Source organism: Mycoplasmopsis meleagridis, from assembly GCF_900660695.1.
GTDB lineage: Bacteria > Bacillota_I > Bacilli_A > Mycoplasmatales > Metamycoplasmataceae > Mycoplasmopsis > Mycoplasmopsis meleagridis.
Map to the genome: position 1 here is coordinate 432,223 of NZ_LR215042.1, position 13,117 is coordinate 445,339.

Sequence of the window (13,117 nt, forward strand, 5' to 3'; positions counted from 1 at the left end):
TCCTACTTTTTTTAAATATAAAATTAATTATTCTATATGTTTAGGATCACTTAATCAATAAGGTATATCAATCGTAGGATCAAAAGCAGCCATTTTTAAGATGTTAAGTGATAACGAATTAAGATTCTTTTGATCTAATATTTCTTTTGCGTTTTTATTTACTAAACCAAAGTAATCATAAATTGTTGTTTTATTGCTATTGGTATCATATGCATTTCAGTAATATTGTCAAGCGGTGGCTTGTGAATAATTTCCACCAGAGTTAATTGAAGACATGTAATTGCCGTCTTTGTCAATTAAACCTGTTCCTGATTCGCCCGCTTTAGTAAGACTAGGTGTGTAATTAAGCTGAGTATTTCAAGAATTTCTACCAACAAATTCTCTATTATCTGCTGTTTTTGTTCTATTAACAATAAAGCCAACTTGTTGTAATCCTGGGAAAGAAGTAAGCATTCTATCAACTGTAAAGGCTGGTTTACCTTCTCATGATTTTGAATTTTGTCTATTAATTGCTGCAAGAACAAATTGGAAATTATCCTTATTGTAATCATTTACAACTAAATTAGGTATTTCTTTTAAGTTTTCATATCATCTAGCACTTTGCATTCTGCCGGCTTCTCTAAATTTCTTAATTAAGTCGTTAATATCAATAATTGAAACTGATAAATCAACCGATTGTGCTTTACCTTCTCCAACATTAGGAATTTGATTTTGTCCACCTCAAATTGTGAAAATGTTAGTTTTTTCAGTATTATCATTAAAATTAAAACCTGTTCCAACAGTTATACCACGGTTTAAACCGGCATGAGTTATCTTTGTTTCTTTTACTTTGCCTTCATATGGTTTATCCATAAAAGAATCATTATTAATAACGTGGTGATTAGATACAATGTAAAATCTACCGTCATTAGGATCTTTGTTAACTTTTCCTAAAATAAGACCTGTTCCTTGGTTAAAGATAACCGCTCTATTAACTGCGTTTTTTCATCTTTTATCTTGGTATGATAAGAAACCAAAATCAATGTCTAATTTATAACCTTCATGTCATTTATAAGGTAAGGCTTGGTTAGGATTATATTTAAACATTTCACCATGGTTATAGCCTTCATTATAAACATAAAAAGGCATTCCGCTACTAGTAACAGCTAAGTGGTTATAATCGAATACGTTTGTTTTGTAACTACTAAATGTTTCGTTTTTAACGTTATTTAAATATTGAATATTAACAGTAGCACCTAAATTTTTGCTGAAAAAGACTGCTTTGTTAGGATCAAAAGCTGGATTTGGTAATGTATTCTTATAAACCCCGTCTTTACCATAATACGTATTGGTAGCAAAATTATCGCCAATAATCTTGTAGTTTTTATTATCCGTTAATTTGTAAGTAAATGAGATGCCATCTTTAGTTAATTCAAAAATAACTTCGAATGTAGCTTTAATACCATTTACTTCATCAGTTTCTTTATTGATTGTAATTTTCTTTTCTTTATTTAATTTTTCTCAATCGAGCGATATATTCAAACCTTTATCTTGCGTAACAATTCTAATAAATCTATCGTTATCTATATTAAGCAAATTGGTGTTAAAATGGAAATTAATTTTGGCATTTTGATTGTTTTTATTATTTCCTAATAAAGGCATAAAATAGTCGTTTTTGAATAATCATGTAACTGATCTTTGATCATCAGAAATCTTGAATAATATATCTTTATAGTTAAATTCAATTTTTCTTCTTCTTAAAACATTGCCATTAGTTAAGAAAACTTTTTTCATGTAATAAGTAGCCGATAAATTATCAAGAATTTGATCATCTGTTAATGATGAAGCAGTTTTTTGATCCTTAAAACCGCTTAATTCGTATCAAATATCACCATCAATATTTTTTGTTTTATCAAGAAAACCTACAAAATTTACATATTTTAATCTTATAAAGACTTTTTGACCGCCACTTTTATCATTAATAACTTTAACTTCTTTAATTTGAAGATTATCTTTATTGCTAAATTTAAAGCCATGATAATTTGCACTATCTTTTAAAGCTAAATATTTCTTAGAATTAGCAGGAGTTTTAATTTCATTTTGGAACTGACTAATTGTTACTTGTTTAATTTGATCTTGTTTAATATCTAAATCGTCAAAAGTAAGATTATTAACTAAAGCTGTTGGATAAGCATCTAATTTAAAGTCATTTTCTAAATTAACTACTTTTATAGTTTTATTATTGGTATATCTCATATTAGGATTTTTCTTGTTAATAAAACCTAATTTGAAACTTAATCAACCTTTATTATTATTTTTAGCATCATATCCACCATTTATATCGTAGAAATAGATAAAAAAGTCTTTACTTAAATCTGAAACATTTATGTTAGTATCTTTATCTGTATCAGGTGAAATGTCATTATATTTATTAGTGTCTTTTCTACCAGTACTATTAAAAATTAACACTTTATCAAGATTATCATAAGCTTTTTGTTTAATAATTAAATCTGCGTCGATAGTTCTTCTGGTGTTAGTATTATTCATTTCATTACCTTGAGAAAATCTGTAGGTAAAATTAGTTGAATTGATTTTATCAATTTTATCTTTTCAATGTTTTAGATTTCTATCATTTCCTAATGAGTTATCTTTATCAATTTCTATTCCAGTTAACAATTTAGTTTTACTTTTAATTGGTTGAAAGTCTTCTTGAGTATAAGAATTACCATTTTTAGGCTTAATGTCTTGTTTAGTAAATGGTTTAAAACCTTGTCATTTAATACCTAAAGTTTTTATTCCCGTGTAAACGCCATTTTTATAAAGTCCAAAATTAACATTCGCATAGCCCGAAACATTGTCATATTTAAGGCCAAAAGCTTCTGTGTCTTTTTCAGGTAAAACTTTAATTTCATATTCACCTGATTTAGGAAATTCGTACAATTCGTTTAATTTTTCAAAAGCATCACTAGCTAAAACATTAGCTTCTTGAAGAGACTTATTTTTGTATTTTGACATTAGAATAATGTCTTTAATATTATTATTTAATACCAAATTAACTATTTCAAGGTCTTTTGCGTCATTTCCGTAATATACATTAGTTAAAACTACTGGCAATTCAATACTTTGATTATTTTTAGTCAATTTTAAATATAAGTAAATTCAAAAATCATAACCAATATTAATAACAGAATAAAGCGGAGGATTATTTTTATATTTTTCCTCAGTAAAATCTTTACCAATTGGCAATACTTCTGAAATAGTTCAGCCATTTGATTTGAAAGTTAAAATCTTTTTAATTGTTTCTAACAATAAAGCTTTTGAAGTTGAATCACTTGAGTTTCCGATTTGATCGACATTGACAGTCTTATATTTATCGCCTTCTGTCGCTTTTATTTCAGTAGCTACTTCTTTTAAAGCGTCCTCGATATTTTTATCAATTTGTTCAGCACGATCAGTTTTTTTCCCAAAATCTAATTTGTAATTTTTTGGTTGGTATTTTTTAAGAAATTCTTGAGAAAAACTATAAGTAATATGATTATTAGTCAACTTCTTGTCAGTTGTATCGAAGAAAGCCATAACATTATTCTTGTTAGATAAATCGCTACTATGATTATTAACATTTGTAGAAACATTTTTTAATTCTCTAATTATATTATCACCTATTTTCAAATTAACATTCGCACTAAGATTAATTTTATAAACTTTAGCAGTATAAGTAGATGAATTTTTAAAATTATTTTCATCAAAAACTGTGTAAGACTTATTTTCCAATTCAACTTTATTAACAATGCTTCTTTTATCTATTTCATAGTCTAATATACCTTTGATCTTAGACATTTTCTTTTTAAAAATTAAATTAAATAATGAAGCATTTTTAGGATCGGTTAAATCATACCCAGCCAATTGATTTAATAAAGTGTAATTTATATCGTATAAATCATCAAGGCTGCTATATTTCATATCTCCTATTAATTCAGTAGCATCATTAGTAAATTTAAGTGATTCAGTTTTATTTTTAGTTACACCATCTCTGGAAGCTTCTAAAGTGTAATTAAGTGTATTGATGTCCTTGTTATCAATTTTTAAATCTTTAACTTTAACATCAATATTTTTATTATTATCTAAGTTTAAATATAATGAGGCATTTTGAGGGGTAATACTTATAGAAAAGAGTTTAAGATTAGGATGATTTTTCAATTTTGTTTCTAATGAAGGTTGATGTTTAGTTAAAAATTCGCTAATATCTGTTTCAGCCTTAGCTTTAATAATATTTTTAAAGCCATTAATTATTTGCGATCTTCAAGAAGAATAGACAGTTTTGCCATAAAAATTCTCGTTAATTAAACGATATTCGAAACTAATAGAATCATTAAGATCATTGGCAACTAAATTTCTTAAACTATCTAATTTATATTTTGATTCTAAATTGCTGTTAGTAATTTCACTTAATTTTGCATCTTTAACTAAAACGTTTTCTTTGTTTGGATAATTAAAACTTATTGCTACTCTATCTATTGCACTTTGTTCTTTATTAATTAAAGCATCAATTGATAAACCTTTTTTAAAGCCTGAAATAGTTTTTTCTTTATTTTGACTAACTAAATTATCGAAACCATTTTTAGTACTTTGTAATTGATATTGAAGTGTAACAGATCCTTTTTCGTTATCAAAAGAAATGATTTTAGGATTAATTAATTTGACGTTTTCGCCTGATTCAATGGTAAAAAAGTTACTTTTAGCATCAATAGCATAAGTTTGTTCTAATGAAGGATAAGTGATTGTAAAATCTTGTGAACTAATTCTTTTATATTCGGCTTGTATTTGTTCAGAATGCTTGCCTTCATTAGTTTTAAAACCTTCAAGATTAAATAAATTATTATCGCTATTAACTTCAAAATGAGTATTTTTATAATGTAGTTTGTAAGTTATTTGCAATGTACCAGTATCATCATTTGCATTTACATTTTGAATAATAATAGAAGTATTTTCTTGTTGAGGATTTAATGATGCAATAAGTTTTTCTTTAGTAATTTGTGAAGCTTTCAATTGACTTTTTTCGCCTTCTTTAAGCGAAAAATCTTTAGAAACTGAATGATCGTTTAATAATTTGTTTAATTCAGCAAGTTTTTTAATTTTTCTTTTGTTTCATGAATCAAAATCCGAAAATTCTAATACCACTTTATCAGAGAAAATATTTTCAAAATCAGGTTTAGTTGAAGTTAAATTAAGATCAATTTTTATTGTTCCTAAATTGTCATTTTACTCTAATTTATTAATTTCACTTATCTTAGCATCGCTTGAAGAATTAATTCACTCTATGTTTTTAACATCAAATTCAGAAGGTAATAGATTTTCAGAATTTACGTAATTTAATTTAAGTGATTGAAGTAATTTGTTTAAACGATTTTTCTCATCAAGAATAAGTTGTTGTTTTTTCTTTTCCTCATTATTATTTTCTTCATTTAGATAAGAATTACTTTCAGAAGTAGTTTCATTTTCTGAATTAACTTCGTTATTTGTACCTGTAGAATCAACTGTTTCAACAGTCTCACTACTATTATTTTGGTCAATTTTAAAACCACTGATTATAGAAATTTTCTTATCACTAACATACTTAATATTTTCATGAGTAAAAGCTAAAGTATAAGAAACACTGAGCGACCCTTTACTATCATCTGCTGAAAGAATGTTAATATTTGTTACTTGAACACCATATTCATTTTTGCCTTTAATATTGGCAAATATGTTTTTTTTGTCAATATGTGAAGCTAAAATATCATGTGAACCGCTATATTGAATAAAGACTTCAAGTTTGTTAAAAACTTCTTCACTATTAAAAGATTCCTTAACGCTTTCGCTATCGGAACTACTAGTACAACTGCCTGAAATAAATGCAACAATTGGTGCTACTAAAGAGCTTAAAAAGACGACATTTTTAACTTTTTTCTTCATTTTTCTCTCTTTTCTAAAAAAAATTACCTACTATATTAAATTTTATATAGGGAAAAAAATATTAAAAATATTATAATTAGTCAACATCAAAAAAAGGAACAAATAAATATGACGAGCAAAGTAAAAGAATATAAAGCTTTAATTGAAAATACTAATAAGCCTTACACAATTTTAGCAAACACTGCTGCATTTATATATGAAAACTATGAAAATTTAAATTGGGCTGGCTTTTATATTGCTGAAAATAATAATTTATACTTGCATGCTTTTCAAGGTAAAGTTGCCTGCACTGAAATAAGTTTTAACCGTGGTGTTTGTGGTTTTGCAGCCAGAAATGAACAAGTGGTTGTAGTTGATAATGTGCATGAATTTAATGATCATATTGCTTGTGATAGTGCTTCAAAAAGCGAATTAGTAGTCCCAATTTTTTATAAGAACAAATTATTTGCTCTTTTGGATTTAGATTCTCCTATCTTAAAGCGTTTTTCTTCAGAAATAGAAGATGAAATGGTTTTAATTTGTAGAGAATTAGAAAAAAAGTTAGCTGAAATTCTATAGCTAACTTTTTTAATTCAATTAATTATTCTTTAATTCTTTTAACATTTCTTTGTCGAAAACTTTAACAAATTCATAAATTAAATCTAAAGTTGCCTGAATATCAACTAACGAAGCTACACCAATAGGCGAATGTAAATAACGTTGAGGAATTGATAAAGTAATAGTTGGCACTCCTCCTTTACCATATTGTAAAGCGCAGCCATCTGTTCCTCCGCCTTCAGCAATATATTTATAAAATGGAATGTTTTTTTCAGTAGCTATTTTTTCTAGTAATGAAACTAATTTAGGATCTGTTAAAACTTCACGATCTTGAATTAATAAGGCAACTCCTTCGCCTAATTTAGCTACTCCTTTTGGGGCATTAGTTGTGTCGTGTGAGGCTGCTGTATCAATTGCAAAAGCCACATCAGGATTAATTAATGAAACAGAAGTTTTAGCTCCTCTAGTACCTACTTCTTCTTGTACAGTACCAACTATAAATGTCTGATTAGGTAATTCTAAATCTTTAATTTTATTTGCAAGAAAATCAATTACAGTAACTCCTGCTCTATTATCCATAGCTTTACCAGCTATCAAGTTATTGGGCATATCAATAGTTTCACCTGACATATAAACTCTATCACCAATTTCAATACCAAAATCAAGAACTTCTTTTTTATTTTTAAAACCACAATCCAAATACAATTCTTTAGTTGTAGGAACTTTATTGATTTGTTCTTTTTCCATAATATGAATGGAAGTATGACCAAAAATTCCATAAATAAATTTTTCATCTTTATTTTTTACAATTTTAGCTTTAGTTCCAATAACATTAGTAGGTCAAATGCCTCCTACTACAGAAACTAGAATGTTACCATTTTCTTCAATTGATCTAACTAAATAACCTACCTCATCCATATGAGCTGCAATCATTATTTTTGGCACATCATTTTTTTGTTTTGTAGCAATAATTAACGAACCTAATCCATCTCTAGAGTGACTTAAATTAGCGCTTCTAGTATTATTTTTAAGCATTTCTACAACAGGTTCTTCATAACGGCTTATTGCTTCTAAGGCCATATATTCTTTTAAACGTTCAGATAACTTTTGATAAATAGACATTTTCTCCCTCCATGTAATTCTTTAATTATATAAATTAAAGAAAATATTTATTTTATTTAGTTCTATATTTATAATATAAACACTTTTATTAAGGGGTGAAATGGATAAATATCAAACTAAGAATTTATTATTGAAAGAAAAAGTTGAAAAAATTTTTAAAAATGGCCTTAAATCAGCCAAATTAACTATTTTTGATATTACATTAATGGGTATTATGTTAGGTGTACATTTAGCAATTGTTACTTTAGCTAATTACACTATTTTAAAAATTTTTCCTATTCAAATTGAATTAATTTTCTTTCTTTTTTATGGACTTATTTTTGCTTGATGAAAAGGTGCTATTTTAGCCTTGCTTGCTGATACTTTATCCTTATTATTAAACGGACAAATAGGAACTTGATACTGGCTCTATGCCATTATGCCAGTTATCATAGTTACTTTTTCTTCGTTTTACCAATATATCTTTAAAAAAGGTAAATACGTTTCAATTATTTTATCTTTTATTCTCTTTATTCTAGCTTCTATAATTATGTTTTATGCTATAAATAGTAGACTAGAAGGAGATGAAGTAATTTTTTCAAAAAGTGTTTCTAAAAAAACTGGCCAAGTAAATGTTAAATCAGTGAGCATAATCTTTATTTATTCCTTTTTATCTATATATATTGCTTTTGGTTTAATTGTTAATTCAACTTTTGCAATTTTGTATTTTAAAAAGAAAAAGGATAAATATTTAAATTACATTAAAATTTTTGCTTTAATAACTTTAGCTATAATGATTTTTAGATGATCAATTGATCCTTTAATTTATATAAATTGGTATAACTATGTTCATCGTGCTGGTCCAACTAATAAACTTAAAAATGTAGGCAGTGATTATGTAGTTATACTTATTCCTATCATTATCAAATCAGTTGTTCCTATACCTATTTATATAATAGTTTTAAGTCCAGTTTATGAAGTGATTATAAAATTAAAAAATCAATATTATGCTAACAATATACAAATTGAATGATAGTTTTAATCTTTACTATTCATTTAATTTTTTTTATATTAAAATTAAGTTTATGAAAGTTAAAAGCCAAAGGGATCTTAGAATTGAAATTATTAATGTTATTTATGCTGCCGAATTGCTTAATGAACAAATCAATTTAAGTGACTTATTTAATGCTGATAACGATTTGAGTAATAAACAATTTAAAATTTTAGAAAATATTAAATCTAACTACGATTTTTATAAAAAAATCATTGAATCATTTCTTAAAGAAACTTGACAATGAAATCGAATTAGCCCTTTACATAGAGCAATAATGCTAAATGCTACTAACGAATTTATGTCACAAATACCACCAAGAATTGTAATAAATGAGGCAATTGAAATTACTAAAATTTATTTCGATGATCACACTTATAAAATGATTAATGCAATTTTAGAATCTATTTATAAATACTTAATAAATATTGAAGTTTTAAGCAGAAAATTTTAAAAATTATGATTAAAAAGAAAAATAATTTAATTTATTCCTCTAAAAAAAATTTAAAAATTAATAATTTACTATTCCAATATAGAAAAAAATTATTTCTTTATAAATCAAGATTTTCAATCGAAAAAATTTTAGCTATTTTTAAGTGAAATTTTGATGCTAATAAATTAAACGAATTTAATATTAAATTAAGTCAAACTAAAAATTGAAATTATGAAATTTTTATAGATGAAATTTTAAAAATATTTAATTTAAGTAATAAAAATGATTATGAACATGATCTTTTGTTTAATTTTTGAAGTTTTTATTTCTATGCCTTAATGAGATATTATTTTAAAATGCGTTGAAGATTAGGCTTTATTAGCGTCAATAGTTATAACAAAAATACTATCAATAATAATGACATTATTAAAAGAAGATATTATTATAAATTCGTAAGACTAATTTCAAAACAAGATTTATATAACACTAAAATAAGAACACTATTTAATAAATTATCTTTTCTTTTAAGTAGAGAACAAAAATAAAATTCCTTTTTACCTATTTTAAGGATGAATAAGGAATTTTATTTTTAATTATTAATAAGAATTAGGATCAATTTCTTTCGATTCTAAAATTGCAATTGAACGCGATGTACCAAATCTTGTTGCTCCTGCTTTATTCATTTCTATCATATCATTCATATTAGAAATTCCGCCGGCAGCTTTTATTAATAATCTTCCATGTGCAATTCTTTGCATGATTAAAACATCTTCTAATGAAGCTCCTCTAGTAGAAAAACCTGTGGAAGTTTTAATAAATTCTGCTCCAGAATTAGCAACAATTTCAGTAACTTTTTCAATTTCATCTTTTGTTAATAAAGCTGTTTCAACAATAACTTTAAGTATATGTTCTTTACAAGCTTTTTTGACTTCTTTAATATCGTTTAGAACATATTCATAATCTTTATCTTTTAATTTTCCTATGTTAATTACCATATCAATTTCATCTGCTCCAGCTTTGATAGCTTCAGAGGCTTCAAAGGCTTTTACACTAGAAAATGATGCTCCAAGAGGAAAACCAACAACAGTAGTAATACCTACTTCTGTGCCTGCTAAAAGTTTTTTAGCATAGGGAATTCATGCACTGTTGATACATATTGTTTTAAAATTATATTTTTTAGCTTCATTAATTAATTTGTCAATTTCTTCTTTAATAGCATCTGCTTTTAATAGAGTATGATCAATCATTCTATTATATTCTTTTGCCATATTTCTCCATAATTAGCTTAATTTAGCCAAAATGATTGGATTTTCAATTGGTTCCTTGTTGTATTTGAAAGCATTTTTTAATTCAATTTCTAATTCTTCATCAATTGGTTTTGAAGAATAAAGAGTAAATAAAATATCATCTTTTTTAACTAATTCATTAGTTTTTTTATTTAAAGTTATTCCTGCTTCAAAGTCAATTTTATCCGCTTTAGTAGCTCTTCCTGCACCTAATTTCATAGCTACTTTACCAAATGTCAAGGAATCAAAAATATCTAAATAACCTTCTTCAGTAGCTTTAATTTCTTTTTTATGAGTAGGATTTCAAAAATTTTTTTCTAAAATGGCTGAATAATTTCCGCCTTGTAATTCAATAAATTCCTTGAATTTAGCTTTCGCAGAACCGTTTTCTATAACTTCTTTTACTTTCATTAAGCCTTCTTCATAAGTTTTTACTGCTTTAGCTTGCAATAAAATAGTTGCGCATGAAGAAAAAACTAATTCATTAAAATCTTTAGGTCCTTGATTTTCTAAAGTTAATAGAGCTTCTAAAACTTCGTTTTTATTGCCAATTTCTCTTCCTATTGGTCTATTCATGTTAGTGATTTCTGCTCTAACATCAACATTAAGTTCTTTACCAATATTAATCATTGCTTGAGCTAATTTTTTAGCTTCTTCTAAATTTTTCATAAAGGCGCCATTGCCGCATTTTACGTCTAAAAGAATGGCATTTGAGCCAGTAGCTAATTTTTTAGACATAATACTTGAAGCAATTAATTCAATAGATTGTACTGTTCCAGTAACATCTCTTAAAGCATAGAGCATTTTATCAGCTGGAACTAATTTAGCACTTTGCCCCATAATGGCAATATTGTGTTTTTTAACTTGATCAATAAATTGTTCTTCACTTAATTCCACACTAAAGCCTGGAATTGATTCTAATTTATCAATTGTTCCTCCAGTATGGCCTAATCCTCTACCAGACATTTTGGCAACTGGTACACCACAAGCAGCAATAATAGGTCCCACTGCCAAAGTAGTTTTATCTCCTACTCCACCTGTTGAATGTTTATCAACTTTTATCCCTGGAATAGCACTTAAATCTATAGTATCGCCGGAATGCATCATAGTTTTAGTAAATCAAGCTAATTCTTGACTGTTCATTCCGTTAAATACAACCGCCATTAAAAAAGCAGACATTTGATAATCTGGGACTTCACCTTTAACATATGAATTTAACAAAAATTCTATTTCTTCTTTTGTTAAATTTTGTTTAAAACGCTTTTTTTCAATTAAGTCTACTATACGCATAATTTATTTTGCCAAATTAAGAGCAATCTCCATAACTTTAGTAAAGGCGTTTTGGCGTTGATCTGCAGAAATAATTTCATGGGTAATTAAATTATCACTTACAGTTAAAATACTAGCTGCTTCTTTGCCTAATGCTTCGGCATTATTAAAAAGTGCATAAGATTCATTATCAATACAAATTGCGCCTGTTTTTTGAATAGTTTCTTCTAAAGGAAGGCAAGAATAAAATACATCCGAAGTATGAATTCTTCCTTCGTGAAGTTTAATATTTTTTTCTTTTGCAATGGCTCTTATTTCATCATTTAATTTATTTGATGGGTAAGCTATAAGGCCACTTTTACCTAGAACAAGTCTTCTAAAAACATCACTATCAGCAATAGCTTCCGTTCCTAAAATAAGCTCAAACATGCCTAATTCAGCTTTATATGCACCAGTTGAACCTGTTCTAATTATTCTATCTACATCATAAAACTTGAATAATTCATATGAATAAATTCCCATTGAAGGAATGCCCATACCACTTGCTGCAATACTTATATTTTTTCCTTTATATGTTCCAGTATAAATATAAATATTTCTCACATCGCTAACTAATTTATAACCTGGATCTAAATAGTTTTCGGCTATAAATTTAGCTCTTAAAGGATCGCCAGGCATAATAACTGTTTTAGCTATTTCACCTTGTTTAGCTTTTATATGTGGTGTCATTATCTTGCAAGTCCTAAAGCAATTTCCATCATTTTGGTAAATGCAGTTTGTCTTTCTTCAGACGATGTTTCTTCGTGAGTAATTAAATTATCGCTTATTGTTAATAAACAAGCGGCTTCTTTACCAGTGATTTCAGCATTAGTGAATAAAGCATATGATTCCATTTCTACACATAGAGATTGTGAATCATTAATTCTTTGTTCAAGAGGAACAATTGAATAAAAAACATCTGACGAATGCACTCTACCAATATTTAATTTTGTTCCCTTTTCTTTAGCTATAGCTTCTATTTCTTCGTTTAAATGACTTGATGGTTTAGCAATATTGCCTGATTTGCCTAAAGCAATTCTTCTATATGCATCACCATCTGCGTATGCTTCAGAAGCTAAAACAACTTCATATAATCCTAAATCAGCTTTATAAGAGCCAGCAGAACCGATTCTAACAATTCTATCTACATCATAAAATTTAAATAATTCATATGAATAAATACCAATTGAAGGACAGCCCATACCACTACCTGCAACAGTAATTGGTTTACCTTTATATGTTCCTGTGAACATAAACATATTTCTAACAGTATTAACTAATTTATAACCTGGATCTAAATAGTTTTCAGCTATAAATTTAGCTCTTAAAGGGTCGCCAGGCATAATAACTGTTTTAGCTATTTCGCCTTGTTTAGCTTTTATATGTGGTGTCATAATAATTTCTCCCTAAAAATAAAAAAGATAACTAACAACTTCTGCTGAAAAGTTGCTTTTGCTTACGGTATAATTA

The 13,117-nt window shown here is 26.8% G+C and carries 11 protein-coding genes; 4 read left to right on the forward strand and 7 right to left on the reverse strand.

Annotation, left to right across the window (positions count from 1 at the left end; all coding sequences use genetic code 4):
- Positions 1–27 precede the first annotated feature (27 nt).
- The gene (locus tag EXC33_RS01805; protein WP_046096857.1) at positions 28–5,157 is read right to left on the reverse strand and encodes an MGA_1079 family surface serine endopeptidase; all 5,130 of its coding nucleotides are present in this window, start codon (positions 5,155–5,157) and stop codon (positions 28–30) included.
- A gap of 81 nt (positions 5,158–5,238) precedes the next feature.
- Entirely contained in the window at positions 5,239–5,931 is a 693-nt protein-coding gene (locus tag EXC33_RS01810) for a lipoprotein 17-related variable surface protein (protein ID WP_046096856.1), read from the reverse strand.
- Between the two features lie 108 nt (positions 5,932–6,039).
- On the opposite strand from EXC33_RS01810, the gene EXC33_RS01815 reads away from it, so the two are divergent.
- The gene (locus EXC33_RS01815) at positions 6,040–6,489 is read left to right on the forward strand and encodes a GAF domain-containing protein (RefSeq protein WP_046096855.1); all 450 of its coding nucleotides are present in this window, start codon (positions 6,040–6,042) and stop codon (positions 6,487–6,489) included.
- A gap of 18 nt (positions 6,490–6,507) precedes the next feature.
- On the opposite strand, the gene EXC33_RS01820 is transcribed toward EXC33_RS01815, so the two are convergent.
- Positions 6,508–7,590 (reverse strand): zinc-binding metallopeptidase family protein, encoded by a 1,083-nt coding sequence (locus EXC33_RS01820; RefSeq protein WP_046096854.1) that lies wholly within the window; start codon positions 7,588–7,590, stop codon positions 6,508–6,510.
- 100 nt (positions 7,591–7,690) lie between these two features.
- Between EXC33_RS01820 and EXC33_RS01825 the strand changes: the two genes are divergently transcribed.
- Genes EXC33_RS01825 through EXC33_RS01835 form a run of 3 tightly spaced genes read left to right on the forward strand, consistent with a single transcriptional unit; the run spans position 7,691 to position 9,598 of the window.
- The gene (locus EXC33_RS01825; protein WP_046096853.1) at positions 7,691–8,605 is read left to right on the forward strand and encodes an LTA synthase family protein; all 915 of its coding nucleotides are present in this window, start codon (positions 7,691–7,693) and stop codon (positions 8,603–8,605) included.
- Positions 8,606–8,654: 49 nt separating this feature from the next.
- Entirely contained in the window at positions 8,655–9,074 is a 420-nt protein-coding gene (locus tag EXC33_RS01830) for a transcription antitermination protein NusB (RefSeq protein ID WP_046096871.1), read from the forward strand.
- A gap of 5 nt (positions 9,075–9,079) precedes the next feature.
- Positions 9,080–9,598: a hypothetical protein gene (locus tag EXC33_RS01835; RefSeq protein WP_046096852.1), complete on the forward strand. Its 519-nt coding sequence runs from the start codon at positions 9,080–9,082 to the stop codon at positions 9,596–9,598.
- A gap of 51 nt (positions 9,599–9,649) precedes the next feature.
- On the opposite strand, the gene deoC is transcribed toward EXC33_RS01835, so the two are convergent.
- The 4 genes from deoC to deoD (EXC33_RS01855) are packed head-to-tail and all read right to left on the reverse strand — an operon-like array spanning position 9,650 to position 13,041.
- Entirely contained in the window at positions 9,650–10,321 is a 672-nt protein-coding gene (gene deoC, locus EXC33_RS01840) for a deoxyribose-phosphate aldolase (RefSeq protein WP_046096851.1), read from the reverse strand.
- 12 nt (positions 10,322–10,333) lie between these two features.
- The gene (locus EXC33_RS01845; protein ID WP_046096850.1) at positions 10,334–11,629 is read right to left on the reverse strand and encodes a thymidine phosphorylase; all 1,296 of its coding nucleotides are present in this window, start codon (positions 11,627–11,629) and stop codon (positions 10,334–10,336) included.
- A 3-nt stretch (positions 11,630–11,632) separates the two neighbouring features.
- On the reverse strand, positions 11,633–12,337 hold the full coding sequence (deoD, locus tag EXC33_RS01850) for a purine-nucleoside phosphorylase (RefSeq protein ID WP_046096849.1): 705 nt from the start codon (positions 12,335–12,337) through the stop codon (positions 11,633–11,635).
- The gene (deoD, locus tag EXC33_RS01855) at positions 12,337–13,041 is read right to left on the reverse strand and encodes a purine-nucleoside phosphorylase (RefSeq protein ID WP_046096848.1); all 705 of its coding nucleotides are present in this window, start codon (positions 13,039–13,041) and stop codon (positions 12,337–12,339) included. The genes deoD (EXC33_RS01850) and deoD (EXC33_RS01855) overlap by 1 nt, the downstream gene beginning before the upstream one ends.
- Positions 13,042–13,117 lie beyond the last annotated feature (76 nt).